This is a genomic window from Cytobacillus sp. Bva_UNVM-123, assembly GCF_046351715.2.
GTDB lineage: Bacteria > Bacillota > Bacilli > Bacillales > Cytobacillaceae > Cytobacillus.
Window position 1 is genome coordinate 789,515 of record NZ_CM177772.1, and the last position, 18,200, is coordinate 807,714.

General features: G+C 38.7%; 23 protein-coding genes and 1 riboswitch. Of the genes, 22 read left to right on the forward strand and 1 reads right to left on the reverse strand.

Features of this window, described 5'->3' with window-relative positions; all coding sequences use genetic code 11:
* Positions 1-5: 5 nt before the first annotated feature.
* The 19 genes from phnD (at position 6) to KDN24_RS03935 (ending at position 16,037) form a co-directional block, all read left to right on the forward strand.
* A complete protein-coding gene (gene phnD / locus KDN24_RS03845) occupies positions 6-1,040 on the forward strand; it encodes a phosphate/phosphite/phosphonate ABC transporter substrate-binding protein (RefSeq protein ID WP_409975375.1) in 1,035 nt (344 codons plus the stop codon).
* A 33-nt stretch (positions 1,041-1,073) separates the two neighbouring features.
* Positions 1,074-1,862 carry a phosphonate ABC transporter ATP-binding protein gene (gene phnC / locus KDN24_RS03850; protein ID WP_409975376.1) on the forward strand — a complete coding sequence of 263 codons (789 nt, stop codon included), beginning with the start codon at positions 1,074-1,076 and terminating at the stop codon, positions 1,860-1,862.
* Positions 1,852-2,637 carry a PhnE/PtxC family ABC transporter permease gene (locus tag KDN24_RS03855; protein ID WP_409975377.1) on the forward strand — a complete coding sequence of 262 codons (786 nt, stop codon included), beginning with the start codon at positions 1,852-1,854 and terminating at the stop codon, positions 2,635-2,637. Before phnC ends, KDN24_RS03855 begins: the two co-directional genes overlap by 11 nt.
* Positions 2,637-3,503, forward strand: a complete 867-nt coding sequence (locus tag KDN24_RS03860) for a PhnE/PtxC family ABC transporter permease (RefSeq protein WP_409975378.1) — start codon at positions 2,637-2,639, stop codon at positions 3,501-3,503. The genes KDN24_RS03855 and KDN24_RS03860 overlap by 1 nt, the downstream gene beginning before the upstream one ends.
* A gap of 292 nt (positions 3,504-3,795) precedes the next feature.
* Positions 3,796-4,572, forward strand: coding sequence for a hypothetical protein (locus KDN24_RS03865; protein WP_491348313.1), 777 nt, complete (start codon positions 3,796-3,798; stop codon positions 4,570-4,572).
* 51 nt (positions 4,573-4,623) lie between these two features.
* Positions 4,624-4,812: riboswitch (cobalamin riboswitch) on the forward strand.
* A 277-nt stretch (positions 4,813-5,089) separates the two neighbouring features.
* The gene (locus KDN24_RS03870) at positions 5,090-6,082 is read left to right on the forward strand and encodes an ABC transporter substrate-binding protein (protein ID WP_409975380.1); all 993 of its coding nucleotides are present in this window, start codon (positions 5,090-5,092) and stop codon (positions 6,080-6,082) included.
* A gap of 46 nt (positions 6,083-6,128) precedes the next feature.
* On the forward strand, positions 6,129-7,106 hold the full coding sequence (locus KDN24_RS03875; RefSeq protein ID WP_409975437.1) for a FecCD family ABC transporter permease: 978 nt from the start codon (positions 6,129-6,131) through the stop codon (positions 7,104-7,106).
* Positions 7,107-7,109: 3 nt separating this feature from the next.
* The gene (locus KDN24_RS03880; RefSeq protein ID WP_409975381.1) at positions 7,110-8,579 is read left to right on the forward strand and encodes a bifunctional ABC transporter ATP-binding protein/adenosylcobinamide amidohydrolase; all 1,470 of its coding nucleotides are present in this window, start codon (positions 7,110-7,112) and stop codon (positions 8,577-8,579) included.
* Positions 8,576-9,541 (forward strand): adenosylcobinamide-phosphate synthase CbiB, encoded by a 966-nt coding sequence (cbiB, locus tag KDN24_RS03885; protein ID WP_409975382.1) that lies wholly within the window; start codon positions 8,576-8,578, stop codon positions 9,539-9,541. The genes KDN24_RS03880 and cbiB overlap by 4 nt, the downstream gene beginning before the upstream one ends.
* A complete protein-coding gene (cobD, locus tag KDN24_RS03890) occupies positions 9,516-10,592 on the forward strand; it encodes a threonine-phosphate decarboxylase CobD (protein ID WP_409975383.1) in 1,077 nt (358 codons plus the stop codon). The genes cbiB and cobD overlap by 26 nt, the downstream gene beginning before the upstream one ends.
* Positions 10,574-11,152 carry a bifunctional adenosylcobinamide kinase/adenosylcobinamide-phosphate guanylyltransferase gene (locus KDN24_RS03895; RefSeq protein ID WP_409975384.1) on the forward strand — a complete coding sequence of 193 codons (579 nt, stop codon included), beginning with the start codon at positions 10,574-10,576 and terminating at the stop codon, positions 11,150-11,152. Before cobD ends, KDN24_RS03895 begins: the two co-directional genes overlap by 19 nt.
* Positions 11,149-12,012 (forward strand): cobyric acid synthase, encoded by an 864-nt coding sequence (locus KDN24_RS03900; RefSeq protein WP_409975385.1) that lies wholly within the window; start codon positions 11,149-11,151, stop codon positions 12,010-12,012. Before KDN24_RS03895 ends, KDN24_RS03900 begins: the two co-directional genes overlap by 4 nt.
* A complete protein-coding gene (gene cobS / locus KDN24_RS03905) occupies positions 11,999-12,790 on the forward strand; it encodes an adenosylcobinamide-GDP ribazoletransferase (protein ID WP_409975386.1) in 792 nt (263 codons plus the stop codon). Before KDN24_RS03900 ends, cobS begins: the two co-directional genes overlap by 14 nt.
* Positions 12,748-13,383: a histidine phosphatase family protein gene (locus KDN24_RS03910; protein WP_409975387.1), complete on the forward strand. Its 636-nt coding sequence runs from the start codon at positions 12,748-12,750 to the stop codon at positions 13,381-13,383. Before cobS ends, KDN24_RS03910 begins: the two co-directional genes overlap by 43 nt.
* Positions 13,317-13,751, forward strand: coding sequence for a bifunctional adenosylcobinamide kinase/adenosylcobinamide-phosphate guanylyltransferase (locus KDN24_RS03915; RefSeq protein WP_409975388.1), 435 nt, complete (start codon positions 13,317-13,319; stop codon positions 13,749-13,751). The genes KDN24_RS03910 and KDN24_RS03915 overlap by 67 nt, the downstream gene beginning before the upstream one ends.
* Before the next feature lie 49 nt (positions 13,752-13,800).
* The gene (locus KDN24_RS03920; protein ID WP_409975389.1) at positions 13,801-14,385 is read left to right on the forward strand and encodes a cob(I)yrinic acid a,c-diamide adenosyltransferase; all 585 of its coding nucleotides are present in this window, start codon (positions 13,801-13,803) and stop codon (positions 14,383-14,385) included.
* Between the two features lie 104 nt (positions 14,386-14,489).
* The gene (locus KDN24_RS03925) at positions 14,490-14,981 is read left to right on the forward strand and encodes an ECF transporter S component (protein WP_409975390.1); all 492 of its coding nucleotides are present in this window, start codon (positions 14,490-14,492) and stop codon (positions 14,979-14,981) included.
* Positions 14,982-15,429: 448 nt separating this feature from the next.
* Entirely contained in the window at positions 15,430-15,669 is a 240-nt protein-coding gene (locus KDN24_RS03930; protein ID WP_409975391.1) for a histidine phosphatase family protein, read from the forward strand.
* The gene (locus KDN24_RS03935; protein WP_409975392.1) at positions 15,669-16,037 is read left to right on the forward strand and encodes a histidine phosphatase family protein; all 369 of its coding nucleotides are present in this window, start codon (positions 15,669-15,671) and stop codon (positions 16,035-16,037) included. The genes KDN24_RS03930 and KDN24_RS03935 overlap by 1 nt, the downstream gene beginning before the upstream one ends.
* Before the next feature lie 39 nt (positions 16,038-16,076).
* Here KDN24_RS03935 and KDN24_RS03940 read toward each other — a convergent pair whose 3' ends face one another.
* Complete coding sequence (locus tag KDN24_RS03940) at positions 16,077-16,640, reverse strand: GNAT family N-acetyltransferase (RefSeq protein ID WP_409975393.1); 564 nt, start codon at positions 16,638-16,640, stop codon at positions 16,077-16,079.
* Between the two features lie 288 nt (positions 16,641-16,928).
* On the opposite strand from KDN24_RS03940, the gene KDN24_RS03945 reads away from it, so the two are divergent.
* The 3 genes from KDN24_RS03945 (at position 16,929) to KDN24_RS03955 (ending at position 18,193) form a co-directional block, all read left to right on the forward strand.
* A complete protein-coding gene (locus tag KDN24_RS03945) occupies positions 16,929-17,315 on the forward strand; it encodes a VOC family protein (RefSeq protein WP_409975394.1) in 387 nt (128 codons plus the stop codon).
* Between the two features lie 123 nt (positions 17,316-17,438).
* Complete coding sequence (locus KDN24_RS03950; protein ID WP_409975438.1) at positions 17,439-17,849, forward strand: MarR family winged helix-turn-helix transcriptional regulator; 411 nt, start codon at positions 17,439-17,441, stop codon at positions 17,847-17,849.
* Entirely contained in the window at positions 17,840-18,193 is a 354-nt protein-coding gene (locus KDN24_RS03955) for a DUF3147 family protein (protein ID WP_409975395.1), read from the forward strand. Before KDN24_RS03950 ends, KDN24_RS03955 begins: the two co-directional genes overlap by 10 nt.
* The last annotated feature ends 7 nt before the right edge of the window (positions 18,194-18,200 follow it).

An 18,200-nucleotide genomic window follows, 5' to 3' on the forward strand; every position in this document is an offset into this window, starting at 1 on the left:
TGGAAATGAAGAACACAATTTTGTTAATGATTTCGTTAATCATGGTAGTTGTTTTTGCGGGTTGTTCAACTTCTGCAGGATCGAAGGAAAAAGATACACTTATCATCACATGGCTGCCCAATGAGTCAGGTGCAGATTTAGGAGAAACACGTGAAGCTATTGGAGAAGTTCTCGAAAAAGCAACTGGCAAGAAAATTGAGCATAAAACAACAACAGATTATCTTGTCGCAATTGAAGCGGTAGCGAATGGAAATGCTGATCTAGCATTTTTAGGTGCACAAGGTTACATAGAAGCAAATAAAAAGAATAGTAAAGTTCAGCCATTAGTTGTTCCAAGTGGCGAGTCTGGTACACTCGATGATGCCGTTTATTACAGTTGGTTAGCGGTCCAAAAAGAAAATGCCGATGAGTATAAAAATGGCAATGATTACTCAATTGATCAAATTGCCGGAAAGAAATTCTCTTTCGTATCAAACAGCTCTACTTCCGGTTTCAAAGTTCCATCAACTGGAATTGTTGATTATTTCAGCAAAAAGGATGAATTCAAAGATTTAACAGCTGATGACTTGCTTGAGGGTGGAGGAGATAAGTTTTTTAGTGAAGTATTGTACGGAGGTTCACATCAAGGTTCAGGGGTTAATCTTTTAACAGGGAAGGTAGATGTAGCAGCGTTTTGTGATACATGTGTGAGCAATTATGTGGAAATCGTAGAAGGGGAAGAAAATCGCCCAGGTTCTATTTATAAAGTAAGTGATGGGGCAGCAGAACCGTTTAATACGGTTATTGGAAAGGAGTTTGCACTAATTTCAGTTACGCCTGTATTAAATGCCCCATTTGTCGTAAATACAGAAACGGTCAATGAAGAATTGCAAAAGAAGCTGCTCGACACATTAACTTCAGATGAAGTAGCAAATAATGAAAAAATCTTCGTTCCTGCAGAATCCGAATTTAAAGGTTTATTTAAGAAAAAGTCTGGAAATGAACGGTTGGTTAAAGCGGAAGATTCTTGGTTCAATCCGATTCGTGAATTGTCTAAATAATAGACACGAATATGTTTGAAAGGAAGTTAACATATGACAGCGTTACTCGAAATAGCCCATGTATCGAAAAAGTTTGGCAATGATACGAAAGCGTTATCCGATGTTAACTTCTCTGTGAGAGAAGGAGAGTTTGTTTCCATTATTGGTCCATCTGGGGCGGGAAAATCAACTCTCCTTCGATGTATTAATCGTATGATTGATGCTTCAAGCGGAGAAATCAATTTTGATAACGTAAATGTCCTTAGCTTAAGTAAAAGAGAGCTAAAGAAAACACGGACTAAAATTGGCATGATTTTTCAGCATTATAACTTAGTGAATCGACTTACTGTCATCGAAAACACTCTCCATGGCAGACTTGGCTTCAAATCTACCTTAGCTGGTATGCTTGGTTTGTATTCTGAAGAAGAAAAACAACAGGCGATAAAAATATTAAAGGTACTAGGCTTAGATGAACAGATCTTTAAACGTTCAGACCAATTAAGTGGCGGACAAAAACAGCGAGTTGGTATCGCTCGCGCCCTCATCCAAAATCCAAGAATGCTGCTTTGTGATGAGCCGATTGCCTCCTTAGACCCAAGTTCTTCAAAAGTCATTATGGATCATCTTAAAAATATTTCAGAAAAGATGGGTATTACCGTCCTCGTTAATCTTCACCAAGTTGATGTCGCATTGAAGTATTCAGATACAATTATCGGAATTAATAGTGGGCAAGTCGTCTATAATGGCTCACCGAAAGAGATTACTCCAGATGATATTCACCGCATTTATGGCTCTGAAGCTGGAAAACTTATTTTTAATACGGGTGAAATTCATGCGGGTTGACATTTTTAGGAAAAAGAAGCTTAATTCTGCTGGTTTAATCCTCTTAGTCTGTGTGGTTACCTTTATTGCGATAACAATTACTGAATTTAGTCTAGCAAAAGGATTTGCAGCTGTCCCGAAAGCAATCCAATGGTCATTTTCGAATTTTTATCCGACGAAGGATTCGGTAACGAAGCTACCGGATATATTCGCTAAATTAATTGAAACCTTGCTCATTTCTGTTGCAGCAACAACTGTTGCTGCTTTGCTCGCGATGCTATTTGCGGTGCTAGGCTCAAATACGACGAGGGTGAATGCTTTCTTTGGCGGAATTTGCCGAGCGATCGCCACGATCTTTCGTAATATTGACATTACTGCTTGGGCGATGATTTTACTGTTTTCATTCGGACAAAGCTCATTGACGGGCTATTTCGCCCTATTCTTTGGGTCATTTGGATTTTTAACGAGGGCATTCGTGGAAACGATTGATGAGGTGAGCGGCAGTTCGGTTGAGGCATTAAAAGCAACAGGAGCAGGCTATTTTTCAATTATCTTTCAATCTGTCATTCCTTCTTGTATACCACAAATCATCAGCTGGGTGTTGTTCATGGTTGAAACAAATATTCGCAGTGCTACATTGATTGGATTGCTTGCTGGTTCAGGAATTGGATTTGCTTTTGATCTTTATTATAAAAGCTTAAATTATAATGCTGCTAGCCTTGTTGTCATTGTCATTGTGATCTCCATTCTATGCATTGAGTTTGTGTCAAACTATGTGAGGAGGGTCATTTTATAATGGAGATAGATAATAAACTCGAAAAATTATCGTCTAAGGCATTGTTAACGAATACTCCTCCAAAACGAATCCGAATAAGACCATTAACGAAAGCAACAATCGTATTGCGGAGTACACTTGTTGTTTTAGCCATTTTGACCGTTTATGCTTTTTATACGCTTGATTCGAAAGATGTGAGCCTTGTTCAAGGTTTGGTTGCAACGATTCAAAATATTAAAGTGATGTTTTTGGAGCCGCAATTTAATCACTTTACCTTTACACATGCATTGAAACAAGTGATGGTTACATTAGGGCTTGCGTTTTTAACAACGATATTCGGTGCGATCATTGCTGTCGTTTTAGGTTTATTTGCAGCGCAAAACTTATCTTCAAAACGTGTGTCCGCTATTATTAAGGGATTTGCTGCATTTATACGAGCGGTTCCTACTGTCCTTTGGGTATTGATATTTGCCGTTGCAGCAGGTTTAGGAAGTGTTGCCGCTGTCATCGGAATGACCTTTCACTCGGTTAGTTATTTAATTAAGGCATATTCTGAATCATTCGAAGAGCTTGATAAAGGTGTAATTGAAGCATTGCAGGCGAGTGGGGCAAGCTGGTGGCAAATCGTTTTTCAAGCGGTGATCCCTTCATCGATTACGTATATGATTTCTTGGACATTTTTAAGATTCGAAATAAACTTTGCTGTTGCCATTGCTATGGGAGCTGCAGCTGGTGCTGGCGGAATAGGCTTCGATATGTTTATGGCAGGTAGCTTCTACTATGACATTCGAGAAATTGGCACTGTCACCTATTTTATTTTAACTGTTGCGATTTTGCTCGAATTACTTGCAACCCAAATAAAAAAACGGTTAAAAGTAAATATTTAGTTTTTTCGAAAGAGTCGGCGGAATTTTCATGCTGCCTCTTTACATTTGTATTAAATTATTTTAAAAGGAAGCAATTTTATATTATTTTTGCTAGAATAAGGGGAACTTATATCATACAGATGAATGCTTAGCTTATTTTAGCTAAGTGGAAAGTTTGAGTTTATTAACACACTAAAGTAGAATGAAGTTCAAATAATATTAGCATTTATAATACCGCATAAGAAAAGCTAGGGCATTCACCGAAAGGACTTGGTGAACGCCAAGTTTTTCTAACTTTTCGGAGGTTTCAAAGTTGAAAAAAAGGAACCATAATGTTCGCGATATCATTTATATCCATTTAAATGAACGTGAGCAATACGTCGTTACATATGGAATTGAATTTGTAGAGTTTGCGGAATCTTTATTTGAATCACTAAACAATTTACTATTGTTAAAGCACCGCTTTGATGATGGTGATTTTAATATGCACACTTTGCATGAGTATGTTCCGAGGGAAAAGCTAAGCAAGCTGATGGAAGAGGATGTATATGGGTATGGTGACTTTTGCTGGATCGATTTTGAGGAGGAAGAATCCTTAAATGAACTATCGGAACAAGGAATTGCTGAACTTCTTTATCTCGGTCATATGAAAGAACATTTGAAGTCGCCTTTTTATAATCAATTAAGCAATCGTTACGTATATTTAGCTCATGATGATGGCTTTATAAACAAAACATATTACCGAAATTATAATAATTTTTATAAAATGCTCGGGACAGTAATTCCAAGCAAAATAGACCAAATAAAGGTCGAAAGATCCCTGTTTAGTTTCAAAAAACCAAAACCATATCCACCAATTCCAAACGAGATTTTCACCTCATTGAAATCTTTTATGAAGGAAGGCGTTCTTCTTTCCATTAAGGATGCAGAGCAAAGCCGAGTAAAAATGGAAGTTCCCATTTGGGTAATCGGTGATTTTGCTGATATGGATGATATGTATGAAGAATATGAAAGCGTTGTAAATCAACCTTGTGAAGCAAAGCTCGTTTTTGATAAAAAATCGAGAGTGTGGAAAATTATTAGTTCATAATACGCTATTCTGCTAAATTATCGTGTATAATCGAAATTAGCGGAAAATTTCATATATAAGACTAGAATGGGTGTCTTCGTTTTTGAAGACTTAAAAGGGAAGTTGGTGTAAATCCAACGCGGTCCCGCCACTGTAAATGGGAGCTTGCTGCAATGGCCACTGTACTAAAAATGTATGGGAAGGCGCAGAAAATAGCGATGACCATGAGCCAGGAGACCTGCCTGCTTCTACTAGCACCATCAAACCTACGAGGATAGGAGGTGTTTGACAGGTTAGATTTCCTTTGTTTTTCTAATTTACCTATGCAAACATCTCCATTTCAAGTGTGGAGATGTTTTTTTTGCTAGTACGAAAATTTAAGTTTATTAACGTACTAAAGTAAAATAAAGTTCAAATATTAGTCGCGTTAATAATACCGCATAAGAAAAGATAGTGCATTCGCCGAAAGGACTTGGCAAATGCGAGTTTTTCTAATGAAAAATGTTAAATGTGAAGGATTTAAGGAGGAAATAAAAAAATGAAAAAGCTTTATTCATTATTATTTGCACTTCTACTAGCAATGGGGGTATTGGCTGGTTGTGGTGATAATGCAGACAAACCGAAAGACAACACAGAAACAGAACAGAGTACAGGAGCAGATGAAAAACAAGATGCAGAGAAGGAAGCAGCTGCTTTTCCAGTTACGATTAAAGACGCTCTTGATAATGAGGTAGTTATTGAAGCGAAGCCAGAAAGAATCGTTTCTTTAATTCCAAGTAACACGGAAATTGCTTTTGCGTTAGGATTAGGCAATGAGGTTGTTGGTGTGAATGATTATGATAATTACCCAGAAGAAGTGAATGCAATAGAAAAAGTCGGCGGTATGGATTTTAATGTTGAGAAAATTATTTCTTTAAATCCTAACCTCGTTCTAGCTCATGCTTCAAGCGCACATAATTCAGAAGCAGGTCTACAACAATTAAGAGATGCTGGAATTACTGTCCTTGTTGTGAATGATGCGAAGAACTTCGAGGAAGTCTATGATTCAATTAATATGATTGGTACAGCATCAGGAGAGAAGGAAAAGGCAGACAAGCTTGTGGCTGACATGAAAGCAAAGCTTGATGAGTTAAAAGCAAAAGCGGAGGAGATAAAAGCAGAAGACCGTAAAACGGTTTTTGTTGAAGTATCCCCAGCACCTGAAATTTATGCGGTTGGTGTAAATACGTTTATGAATGAAATGCTAACGATGCTTCATGCAGATAATATTATTACTGAAGAAGGATGGCCGAAAATAGATCCTGAAGCGATTATTGAAAGAAATCCGGATGTTATTATTACAACTCACGGATATTATACTGAAGACCCAATTGCAGATGTATTAGGAAGAGATGGCTGGCAGGATATTTCTGCTGTGAAAAATAAACAAGTGGTAGATGTGAATTCAGATAAGGTTACCCGTACAGGCCCAAGGCTTGTCGAAGGAGTAGAGGAACTTGCAAAAGCGATTTACCCTGAAACATTTAAATAATAAGTTTATTGCTTATTTGCTTGCTGTGGCATTTCTTTTTACGGCAATGCTGTTGGGCATTTCAATTGGAACAGTTGCTGTTCCAGCGATGGATATTATTAACATAATCGGTGCTGAAATCTTCCGCTTCTCACCAAATGAAAATATTGATTCTATGTATGCGAATATAGTCATGAATATTCGCTTACCTAGAGTTATACTAGCAGGTTTAGTAGGGGCATCTCTCGCGATAGCGGGGGCTGCCTTTCAAGGATTATTAAGGAATCCTCTCGCAGACCCATATACACTAGGAGTCTCATCTGGTGCCTCTGTGGGAGCAGTCATTACGTTATTCTTCGGTATTTCCATTCCATTTGCCGGTTTATTTACACTCCCATTGTTAAGTATTCTTTTTTCATTTATCACGATTTTTCTCGTTTTATTATTTGCCCGTCAAATTGAACGCTCGATGAAAGTGGAAACGATCATTTTAACTGGAATCATTTTTAGTTCTTTTTTAGGTGCTTTAATTTCACTTATGATTGCTTTAACAGGGGAAGAGCTGCGACAAATTATTGGCTGGCTTCTTGGCAGTGTATCGATGAGAGGCTGGGCTTATATAAAAATTATTCTGCCATTTTTTGCGATTGGTTCGATTATTCTTTTGCTGAATAGCCATGAATTGAATGCGATGTCTTTTGGCGAGGAAAGGGCTCAGCATATCGGTGTGAATGTTCAAAAGAGAAAGATGATGATTTTAATAGCAGGTTCAATCCTAACTGGTGCTGCCGTAGCGGTATCAGGAACCATTGGATTTGTTGGTCTAGTCATCCCACATTTGACAAGATTGTTATGGGGTCCTGACCATAAGCATTTATTGCCACTATCCATTTTTACAGGAGGCGGCTTTTTAATTCTAGCGGATCTTGTAGCAAGGACCATTATCTCACCGACAGAGTTACCGATTGGAGTCATTACCGCCATCATTGGAGCACCGGTTTTTGCCATAATCTTAATGAATAGACGAGCGGAAAGTAGAGGATAAAGGATGCTTAATGTTCAACAATTATCGGGTGGATATTTTGGTTCATCCATCTTAAAAAATGTGAGCTTTCAATTGGATAAAGGGGAGCTGCTCGGAATATTAGGTCCGAATGGAAGCGGGAAAACAACATTGCTCAAAATGCTAAGCGGGATACTACCTTTTTCAGATGGAGAAGTTTTATTGAAAGGAAAATCATTAAAAGATTTTTCCGCAAAAGAATTAGCAAAAATCATTGCTGTTTTGCCGCAGCATTCTAGTGAGGCCTTTTCTTATACAGTGAAGGAAACGGTTGGGCTTGGCAGATATGCTCATCAAAAAGGCTGGTTTCAAACTTGGTCAGAGAATGATGAGCAAATTGTAAAAATGGCGATGGAGCAGACGGGTGTATCACATTTTGAAAATCATTATATTCATGAACTTTCTGGTGGAGAAAGGCAGCGTGTTTTTCTCGCACAGGCACTAGCTCAGGAGCCTGAAATATTATTGCTTGATGAACCGACGAACCATCTTGATCTTTCTTTTCAAAAAGATTTATTGGACTTATTAAAAAGCTGGACAAAGGATAGAGAACTGACTGTCATTTCAATATTCCATGATTTAAATTTAGCGGGGTTATATTGTGACAGACTTATCCTTCTTGAAGGCGGCGAAATTAATATAAATCACACTCCAAATGAAGTGCTGCGCGAGGAAAGAATTCGCTCTGTATACAATACAAAAATTAAAAAACAGCCACATCCGATTGTTGCTGCTCCACAGATGGTGCTTTTGCCCGAAGAATTTGCGGATAAGAAAGAGACATATTATATTGATACAAGTTTTCTGGAAATGTTTGAGTCTCATTTCGTATTGCGCTCTCCACTTCCGCTTAGAACAATGTCTTCAGGTGTAGTTGGTTCAGGTACAGGCTGGCATCATACATTTGTGAATCGCCATGTTAATAAAGATTATGATTGCACAGATCATCGGCGGGAAATGGTCGATTATTTAAAAGCTCACGGATTCGAACCGACTGAAACTGTCGGCATGATGACAGCCGTTATGCTTGATGATGTTAGCTTTCAGTTTTATAAAGAGGAAGGCTTTGCTGTTTTTGTCGTTGTAACAGCAGGAGTGGGCAATGCAATTGATGCGACAAGAGGGATAGAGCATCATTTTCAAATGGTACCAGGCACAATCAATACATGGATTTTCATCAGTGGGGATTTGACGGAGGAAGCCTTTATCCAAAGTATTATGACAGCTACCGAGGCGAAAGCAAAAGTGCTCCATGAATTAGAAGTGAAAGATCATGTAACAGGTACAATTGCGACGGGAACATCTACAGATAGTATATTAATTGCTTCTACTCAGAGAGGGAAAAAACTCGATTATGCTGGAACGATTACTCCGTTAGGAAAGGTCATTGGAAAAGGTGTTTCGGAATGTACGAGGGATTCGATCGTAAAAAGTAGAAAACGGGTGAAAAAATGATTGTTAGTCACCTAACTGCGCTTACACTCGCTGTTCTTATTGATCTTATTATCGGCGATCCTCCGAACTGGCCACACCCTGTTAGATGGATGGGATCTCTTATTGCAAAACTTGATAAAGCTTTGAATAAGGGAAAAATGAAAAAATTAACTGGAATAGTAATGGTTCTAATTGTTTTATCTATTATTGGTAGTCTTGCTTTTCTTATTGTAACGTTCTTTTATTCGCTTCATATAGCTGCTGGGATTTTTGTAGAGGCCATTCTTATTTCATCAGCTATCGCCCAAAAAAGCTTGAAGGAAGCTGCAATGACCGTTTATGAACCTTTAGAAAAGGGGGATATGGACGAGGCGAGGGAGAAGCTTTCTTATATTGTTGGTAGAGATACAGAGTGTCTCGATGAGCCTGAAATGGTTAGGGCAGCAGTTGAGACAGTCGCTGAAAATACGAGTGATGGGATTACAGCTCCATTGTTTTGGGCGTTGATCGGGGGAGCACCGCTTGCCCTAATTTACCGAGCGATTAATACTTGTGATTCCATGGTCGGTTATCGAAATGAAAAATACGAGAATTTTGGCTGGGCTTCCGCTCGGCTCGATGATATTGTGAATTGGATTCCGAGCAGAATGACGTCCATATGTATACTAGCTGGGAGTCGCCCTCTATACGTAAGCAGGAAAAAAGCGAGGGAGATCATTTTGCGCGACGCCATCAAACATCCAAGTCCCAACTCAGGCTGGGGTGAAGCAGCAGTTGCAGCGATTCTAGGTGTTCAGCTTGGCGGAATCAATTATTACAAAGGAATCGTTTCTAACCGCGCGACAATGGGAGATCCGCTAGTCAAAATGGAAAAAACCCATATTTTAGAAACGAATAAAATTGTCTCGCGCACGATTCCGATCTTCTTATTATGGCTTTGGCTAGGAGGAATGTTCATTGAATTTGCCAGCACATGGTTCTAATCCCCAATATTTATTTAACGCGTTGAATATTCCGCTCCCAACGAACAAACTCGATTTTAGTGCAAATATTAATCCACTTGGTCCTCCACCCTTATTAAGAGAAAATTGGGAGCAGCTCTATGAACTCGTATCTGATTACCCTGATCCAAATGGATATAAATTGAAAAAATTGCTTGCTCAGAGAGAAGGTATTGAGGAAAGCCAATTATTACTTGGCAATGGTGGCGCTGAAATTATTTCGCTTATTGGTCGTTTGCTTGCTAAAAAAAGAGTCACGATCATTCAACCGACATTTACAGAATATGAAGAAGCTTGTCTGATTAATGGCTGTACAGTTACTTATCATCAATTAATCCCTGACAATTGGGAATTGAGAATAGAAGATATTAAAGTGAAACTGCAGAATTCCGATGCCTTATGGCTATGTAATCCATGCAATCCAACAGGTATCTATTATTCAAAATCGATCATGTTTGAATTGCTTATTGAATGTCAAAAACAAGACTGTCTCCTTATTATTGATGAGGCGTTTTATGATTTTCTGTCAAACTATGAATCAATCGTTCAGTATATAAAAGAGTACGAACATTTGCTTATTATCCGTTCGATGACAAAAATGTTTGCGATCCCAGGGCTGCGTCTCGGCTATTTAATGGCAAATCAGTCTATTATTGAGCAGCTATCTGCTTTTCAACCGCAATGGAGTATGAATGCACTTGCGTTAAAGACAGGTGAATGGTGTCTCGAAAGTGAATTATATATAGAGGAAACGAGAAAATTAATCGAAATGGAACGTGAAAGATTAGTTTGTTTTTACAAGGAAAAGGAATTTATTGTTTCTCCTTCATGTGTTAATTTTTATTTAGTAAGAGATCGTACAATGACGAATCAAATGCCATTCTTTCAGTTTCTCCTTGAAAAAGGAATTATTCCTAGGCATACACTGAATTTCCCAGGTCTTGATGGGAAGTGGCTGAGATTTGCTATTAAAGCTCCACAGCATCATAACAAACTGATGGAGGCGGTAACAGAATGGCGGAATCGTCGATAGTCTTTATTAGTGGGGGAGTTCGAAGCGGAAAAAGCAGCTTTGCTGAAAAGCTTGCTGCCGAAAGTGCCAGAAAAATAAGCGGGCATCTTCATTATATTGCTGCTGGACAAAATAGTGATGCTGAAATGGCAGAAAGAATTATACGCCATCAAAAGGATCGCCAAAAGAGTGGGCTCGCTTGGAAAACGTGGGAGCAGCCTATCGAATTAGCTGAGATTGCAGCCGTTTTTTCCAAAAAAGATATTGTGCTGCTCGATTGTTTAACGACACTACTAAACAATGAATTTTTTAAGCAAGAAGAGCAATGGATGAATAGTGATTTTCAAAATAGTGTTAAGCAGTCCATTTTAGAAGGAATTGAATTGATTTCACAGCAATGTAATCAATTCATTATTGTTAGTAATGAAGTGTTAAATGAGGTGCAAGGAAAGAATGAGCTTGTCTTCGTTTATGGAAAAATGCTAGGAGAGCTCCATCAAGAAATCGTTGCGAAAGCAAGTCGGGCATTTCTAGTCGAGGCAAGCATTCCCCTTCTCATGAAAGGAGCCGAAAAAGCATGAATGGAATTATGATTCAAGGAACAGGCTCAGATGTTGGAAAAAGCTTAATTGCCACGGCATTATGCCGCGCATTTGCCAATGAAGGGTATAAAGTTGCCCCTTTTAAATCACAAAATATGTGTAATTTTTCATATATAACGCATGATGGAAAAGAGATTGGCAGAGCGCAAGGGCTTCAAGCAGAGGCAGCGAAAACGATGGCAAGTAAATGGATGAATCCCATTTTGTTGAAGCCAAGACGTAATCAACGTTCAGAAGTTGTTTTACTAGGAGAAGTAGCTGAAACGATTTCTGGAGTAAACTATCGCGACTTATTTTATGAAAAGGGTTTGCAAACAATCAAAACAGCCTTACAGAAATTATATGAGGATTATGAACTGCTTATTTTGGAAGGAGCAGGCAGTCCAGTTGAGATAAATTTAAAAGACAAAGAGCTCGTTAATATGAAAGTGGCGAAGATGGCAGATGTTCCGGTCATAATTGTTGCTGATATTGAGCGGGGTGGCGTCTTTGCTAGTATTGTCGGGACATTAGAACTGCTCACGAAAGAAGAAAGAAATAGAGTGAAAGGACTCATTATTAATAAGTTTCGCGGGGATGAAAAGTTATTCGCGGATGGGGTGAGCTGGATTGAGGAAAGGACGAATCTTCCTGTACTTGGCGTGCTCCCTTATATTGAAAATCATATGATTTCAGAAGAGGACTCATTATCTGTTCGTCATGCCCCTTCACCATCTATCCCACATGAAATAGATGATAACAAATATGATGAACTGGCCACACGCTTATTAGCACATCTTGATTGGAAAAAGCTAAAAGAGATTATGTTCTGTCGAGGAAATACCAATGAGCTGGTTTAGAGGTTTACTCATTAATCTTCAGTTTTTTACGTCAATTCCGATTCGGATAGAGCTGCCTATGGACAAAGCCCATCTTGAAAAAACGATTAAGACATTCCCAATATTAGGTCTCATTCAAGGTGGAATTTATACATTAATTGTCTATGGTTTTCTTCATTGGACACCATTTTCGAATTTGGCCGTGGCTTTTGCTGTTTGGCTAGCGGGGATTATTATCACAGGTGGTATTCACCTTGACGGCTGGATGGATACTAGTGATGCCTTTTTTTCTTATCGTGATAAAGAAAAAAGGCTTGAAATTATGAGCGATCCGCGTACAGGTGCATTTGGTGTTCTGTCAGTTATCGTTTTATTAAGTGCCCGTTTTCTCTTTATTTATGAAATCATTTCGCTAATAAATCCATTTTCATATTTGTTCATTGCACTGCTGCCCTTCTTTAGCAAAATGGTGATGGGTGTATTGCTTTTACAAGTGAAAGAGGCAAAAAAGACAGGATTAGGCTACTTATTCAAACAAGCTGCAAAGAAAGGAACACTTATCATTTACCCGATCTACCTAGCTGTTTTAGTCGGAATTGCAGCTGTTGTCATTCCTGAAGCTTTATTAGGGATTTTCTGCTTTATCGTCGTATCAGTACTAGTTCTTTTCTTTTTACAGAAAAAAATTATTTCTTCATTTGGCGGAATGACAGGGGATGTGCTTGGTGCAAGTGTGGAAGGGACGGAGGTGCTTCTATGGATGACATTGTGGCTATTACATTATTTCGTCATGGGTTAACAGAAGCGAATAAGCGTCACGCCTATCTCGGCTGGACTGATTCACCTCTTTGTCCGCTTGCAAAGGAAGAACTTAGGGAAGTCTCAGCTACTTATCATTTGCTTTTTTCCAGTGATTTAGAAAGATGCCTTGAAACAGCGAGAAGGATGTTTCCAAATGCTGCTCCAGTTCAAATGCGTGAGCTGCGTGAAATGAACTTCGGTTGTTGGGAAGGAAAAGTTTATGAAGAGCTGAAGGATGATCGAGAATATCAGCAATGGCTTAATGCTCCAACTTCTATTCAACCACCATATGGGGAGTCCTTTACTGAATTTTCGTTCAGAGTTATGGATGGTTGGGAGAAAATGATTAATAAGGTATTAGCAGAAAATGTGGAGAAAGCGGCCATTATGACTCATGGTGGAGTCATTCGCTTACTATTAACAAGGTTTGCTCCAGAGGTAAAGGACTTCTGGGATTGGACTCCTGCTCATGGAAAAGGTTATAAGCTTATTTGGAATCGGAAGGATTTAAGGAGGGGTGAGCGATGCACTTTGTTACAGGAGGTGCCTTTAATGGCAAATCCAAATGGATCAATGAATATTATCAATTAAGAGACACTCCTCATGTATGGATTTCAGGCTACCATGAAGCGGCTATCCCGGAAAAACCTCCGACGGTGGAAAGCATCATTGTGATGGAAGGGATTGAAGTATGGCTCAAGTTTTGGACAGAACAATTAAATATTCAAGAAGCTCGTGCCAGATGGCAGCTGTTTTTGCATAGTTGGCTGCAGTGGGAAAAGGAAACAGTGAAACGGAAAATAGTCTTAATCGGAACAGACATTTCGAAAGGAATCGTTCCAATGCTGCCTGAACAACGGAAATGGCGTGATATGACGGGATGGGCTTATCAAGATGCTGTGAAAGTAGCGGAACGAGTGGATTTAATTTGGTATGGGATTAATCAACAAATAAAATAAAAGGAAAAGCCGAGGCGATTTGCCAAAGCTTAAGAAAGGGGTAAGGAAAATGAGAATTTATACACGTACAGGTGATAAGGGGAAAACAAGCATTATCGGCGGCAGAGTAGAAAAGGATGATATTCGTGTTGAAGCATATGGAACAGTTGATGAGGTGAACTGTTTCGTCGGTCAGGCGATGGCTCAGCTTGATCGAGAAAAATTCGCAGATGTTTTGGATGATTTAGAAAAAATTCAACATGAACTTTTTGATTGTGGCGGCGATTTAGCAAATGTCTTAAAAGAACGCCAATTAAAACTGACAAAGGAAGCAGTTGAATATTTAGAAAAGAAAGTTGACGCCTTTATTGAAGAAGCACCAAAGGTGGAACGTTTTATTTTACCTGGGGGCACAGAAGCTTCTGCATCGATTCATATTGCGCGTACAGTAACAAGAAGAGCAGAAAGATTAGTTGTCTCTTTAATGAAGGCAGATCCTGAAATTTCTGAGATTACTCTACAATATTTAAATAGGTTATCAGATTATTTCTTCGCATTAGCGAGAGTGATAAATTTCCGATTAAACGAAAAAGACGTAGAGTATGTCCGCAGTGCAAAAGTATTTCGTGAAGGAAAGCGGAAGGAAGATAAATAAGAATAGCGCTAGGCGCTGAGGCTAGACAGTTCTCTAACTTCAAAAATTATTTCTTTTCTTTTAAAATCATGAATGCTTGCTCAACCGGGAAGGAGTTTTAATAAATGAAAAGGGTGAAACTGACTTGGATGGCGCTGCTCGTTGCACTTACAGTAATCGGTGCAGCCATTAAAGTTCCTGCGATCATTGGCAGTGTTGCTTTAGATGCCTTTCCTGCATTGCTAGCGGCCGCCATTATGGGTGGACCAGCAGGTGCGATCGTAGGAGCATTAGGGCATTTACTATCAGCTCTCATTAGTGGAATGCCAATGGGTCCGTTCCATTTCATAGTAGCAGCAGAGATGGCGATTTTGGCTTTTCTCTTTGCTGTTCTTTATCGAAAAGGGAAAAAATGGCTGGCGGGAGGATTCTTTATTCTAGGCAATACGTTTGCCGCCCCTTTGCCATTTATGTTTTTGATTAGTAAAGCATTTTATTTAACACTCATTCCTTCTCTGTTTATCGGCTCTACAATCAATACTGTAATCGCGTTCATCGTTATTCCTAGATTAGCCCGTATTATGGAGCCGACCTTTTCTAGAGTGAGTATGAAATAATATGCCATTTTGGGTCAGCAAGGGCTAAAAAGTGGGTTGCTTGGTTCTAAAATTTATGAAATGAGACCACGGTAAGTGCCAAAAAGCGTGCAGCGTGGTCTCAAAGCAAGAGAATGAGACCGCAGCAAGTGCCAAAAAGTGTGTAGCGTGGTCTCAAAGTAAGGGAATGAGACCATAGCAGGTACCAAAAAGCAAGTAGCGTGGTCTCAAAGCAAGAGAATGAGACCATAGCAGGTACCAAAAAGCACTTGCTGTGGTCTCAAAGCATAAGAATGAGACCACAGCAAGTACAAATAAGTCGGTTGCCTGGTCTCGAAGCTAGTGAAACAACCTCAATGCAGCCGAATAGAGTTATTTTTTATACTCGCTAAATAAGATAAGCGCTGAACCTAGAGATTAATCATATTTTTCTAGAGTAATTGTAGACGCTTTTAATAGGAGTGGTCGTTTGTATCATTTATATGTTATCAGGCATGGAGAAACTGAATGGAATACGGAAAAAAGATTTCAAGGGCGTCTTGATTCTGATTTAACGGACAAAGGAAAAACGGATGCGAAAGAATTAAGTGAACGCCTGAAAGAAATTGAGTTTGAGCGAATTATTTCATCCCCTAGCAAGCGGACAATGGAAACAGCTAAGTTCGTTAAAGGGGAAAAAACGACGAATGTTGAAACGGTAATAGATTGATGGAGATAGATTTAGGAGAATGGCAAGGGTTGAGAGAAGAAGAGATTAAGAGTCGCAATCCAGAGGAATTTCATGCTTATTGGAATGAGCCCTCTTCTTTTGAAAGTATTGGTGGAGAGAGTTTTATGGATGTAAAAAGGAGAATCTCTGAATTTTTGCTTGAGCTTGAGCAAACAAAGCCAACTGGAAATATACTTGTTGTCACACATGGGGTTGTCATAAAAGCCCTCTATCTTCTTTGCAGAAATGAATCTATCGAACATATTTGGAAGCCGCCATTCATTCACGGTACAAGCTTAACGATCATTCGTGTAGAAGCTGGAATCATGGAATTATGTCTTGAAGCATGCACGAACCATTGCAGCTAGAGCTATCTTTCAAGGAGCTCTAGCTGTTTTGAAGTTAAATTACTTTGCTTTTTGCGCTTCCCATTCTTCTCGGAGGACACCCATTCGAATAGAATCATAATATTCACCTTGATAAATGCGGCATTTTCTCATTCTGCCCTCAAGCTTCATTCCAATTTTTTCAGCAGCTTTCATCATTCTCTTATTTCCCGACCAAGTTGTAATTCCAACTCGGGCAAGCGGAAGAGCGGAAAAGAGAAAATCTACCCAAAGGGTAAGTGCTTCTGTTCCATACCCACCATTCCAATATTCAGGATCATAGATGGCGATGCCTGCTTCGAGCCAATTGGATTCTTTATGCTCCCAATAATAACTTATCGTTCCAATTATTTTTCCATCTGCTTCTATGACCATTCTTGAAGGTGGTGTATTCTCAGCTGATTGGAGAAATCCTTTTTTAAAAACATCAAACTCTTCAAAAGTAAGTGGAAAGTAGGGGGCATCCCATTTTTTCCACTCGGGATTTTCTACACCGTAAATGTAGTTCCATAACGTTTGCAAATCTTGCTCTTCTATTTTACGTATAATGACCTTATTTCCAATAAGTCTTGTTTCTGCTGTCATTCCATCTTCTCCTTTTATCGTATTCTTTCATTTTATCAGAAAAATAGGAATACATCATAAAAAACAATCATGAGCATCTGCTCTCAATCCTATGTAAAAAAATGTCATCGGCTTCATTTCTGCGCTTGGCGACTACTTCGTTCACGTCGAGGCTTGCTCAATAATCCGACTATAATTTTCTTTACACAGAAAAAGGATAATGACCATTTTTCGAGAAATATAGAGTAAGAACTTAACAAGCTTCACTTGAAACTTTACACAAATCCAGTAAGAAAGAAGGAATAAATCATGAAGATGAAAATGGGTTATGTCATTTTGTATGTGGAGAATTTAGAAAAGACGAAGCACTTTTATGGGGAATTATTAGGTTTGGAGCTGAAAAATGAATTTGGAACTTACATAGAGTACGATACAGGAACGACGATTCTATCTTTTAATACGAGAGAGGATGTACGTGAGTTAACGCAGTTGCCAATTCCGAATGGAAAGCGGAATGACCAAACTTTTGAGCTAGGCTTTGTAACGGAGGAAGTTGAGGCCGTTGTAGAAACGCTGCGCAGTGCGGGGGTTCGTATTTTAATGGAGCCTGTCGAAAAGCCATGGGGCCAAAAAGTAGCCTATGTTGAGGACCCAGATGGACATTATATTGAGATTTGTACACCGATTGGTTCATAAGTTGGTAATCACATTTGTCAATCGTTAAAGGCTATAAGAAAGTATCTTGATGACAAGGTATTTTCTTTTTTTGTTAATATATCGTATAATACGATATAAAAAGGTGGAGGGATGAAATTGTCAATGAAAGCCTCTTTATTAAATCAATATTGGACCGATATATATTATCATCTACATTATCCACATAAAGAGAAAATTACGCATCAAGTCATTCGGATTCTTCAACATGTTGATAAACAAGGTAATGTTGGGATTAATGAAATTGCTGAGTATATCAATGTTTCCCAAAATACAGCTTCTGAACATGTTAAACGTATGATGCAAAAAGGATTTCTTGAGAAAAAAAGAGATCGTCTTGATGAAAGAAGGGTAACTCTCCATCTAACAGAGCTAGGGAAGGAGATTCTCTTTCGTAATACGAGTCTTGATGAAAAAAAATTAACTAAAATCTTGGATGAGCTAAGTGAGGATGAAAGGCTCATCGTTGAAAAATCGTTAAAATTATTAAGTGAGCGTGCAAAGAAATGTATGTAATTGTGAAGATTATCGTTTCCGCTCTTGTTATTGGAATTGTAACCGAGTTGGCAAGAAGATTTCCTACGTATGGGGGAATCGTTGCTGCGCTTCCGTTAGTAAGCCTGCTTAGTATTATTTGGCTTTCTGTTCAAGGAGAATCAAAAGCAACCTTAAGTAAATTTGCGTTAGGAGTCCTTTCGGGTTTTCCTGCTACAGCTGTTTTATTAATCGTTGTTTTTTTATTATTAAAGCATTCCATCTCCTTATATGTCTCTATTGGCCTTGGAATAGCAGCTTGGCTATTATTTATTGTTTTGCAGGAGGCATTTCTCAAGCATTTTAACATTTCTATGTTTAGTTAAAAATAAG

What these genes read in the sequence shown, in the direction of transcription:
- phnD (WP_409975375.1), top strand. Translation starts at nt 6, where the DNA reads ATGAAGAACACAATTTTGTTAATGATTTCGTTAATCATGGTAGTTGTT.
- phnC (WP_409975376.1), top strand. Translation starts at nt 1,074, where the DNA reads ATGACAGCGTTACTCGAAATAGCCCATGTATCGAAAAAGTTTGGCAAT.
- KDN24_RS03855 (WP_409975377.1), top strand. Translation starts at nt 1,852, where the DNA reads ATGCGGGTTGACATTTTTAGGAAAAAGAAGCTTAATTCTGCTGGTTTA.
- KDN24_RS03860 (WP_409975378.1), top strand. Translation starts at nt 2,637, where the DNA reads ATGGAGATAGATAATAAACTCGAAAAATTATCGTCTAAGGCATTGTTA.
- KDN24_RS03870 (WP_409975380.1), top strand. Translation starts at nt 5,090, where the DNA reads ATGAAAAAGCTTTATTCATTATTATTTGCACTTCTACTAGCAATGGGG.
- KDN24_RS03875 (WP_409975437.1), top strand. Translation starts at nt 6,129, where the DNA reads ATGCTGTTGGGCATTTCAATTGGAACAGTTGCTGTTCCAGCGATGGAT.
- KDN24_RS03880 (WP_409975381.1), top strand. Translation starts at nt 7,110, where the DNA reads ATGCTTAATGTTCAACAATTATCGGGTGGATATTTTGGTTCATCCATC.
- cbiB (WP_409975382.1), top strand. Translation starts at nt 8,576, where the DNA reads ATGATTGTTAGTCACCTAACTGCGCTTACACTCGCTGTTCTTATTGAT.
- KDN24_RS03895 (WP_409975384.1), top strand. Translation starts at nt 10,574, where the DNA reads ATGGCGGAATCGTCGATAGTCTTTATTAGTGGGGGAGTTCGAAGCGGA.
- KDN24_RS03900 (WP_409975385.1), top strand. Translation starts at nt 11,149, where the DNA reads ATGAATGGAATTATGATTCAAGGAACAGGCTCAGATGTTGGAAAAAGC.
- cobS (WP_409975386.1), top strand. Translation starts at nt 11,999, where the DNA reads ATGAGCTGGTTTAGAGGTTTACTCATTAATCTTCAGTTTTTTACGTCA.
- KDN24_RS03910 (WP_409975387.1), top strand. Translation starts at nt 12,748, where the DNA reads ATGGATGACATTGTGGCTATTACATTATTTCGTCATGGGTTAACAGAA.
- KDN24_RS03915 (WP_409975388.1), top strand. Translation starts at nt 13,317, where the DNA reads ATGCACTTTGTTACAGGAGGTGCCTTTAATGGCAAATCCAAATGGATC.
- KDN24_RS03920 (WP_409975389.1), top strand. Translation starts at nt 13,801, where the DNA reads ATGAGAATTTATACACGTACAGGTGATAAGGGGAAAACAAGCATTATC.
- KDN24_RS03925 (WP_409975390.1), top strand. Translation starts at nt 14,490, where the DNA reads ATGAAAAGGGTGAAACTGACTTGGATGGCGCTGCTCGTTGCACTTACA.
- KDN24_RS03935 (WP_409975392.1), top strand. Translation starts at nt 15,669, where the DNA reads ATGGAGATAGATTTAGGAGAATGGCAAGGGTTGAGAGAAGAAGAGATT.
- KDN24_RS03940 (WP_409975393.1), bottom strand. Translation starts at nt 16,640, where the DNA reads ATGACAGCAGAAACAAGACTTATTGGAAATAAGGTCATTATACGTAAA.
- KDN24_RS03945 (WP_409975394.1), top strand. Translation starts at nt 16,929, where the DNA reads ATGAAGATGAAAATGGGTTATGTCATTTTGTATGTGGAGAATTTAGAA.
- KDN24_RS03950 (WP_409975438.1), top strand. Translation starts at nt 17,439, where the DNA reads ATGAAAGCCTCTTTATTAAATCAATATTGGACCGATATATATTATCAT.
- KDN24_RS03955 (WP_409975395.1), top strand. Translation starts at nt 17,840, where the DNA reads ATGTATGTAATTGTGAAGATTATCGTTTCCGCTCTTGTTATTGGAATT.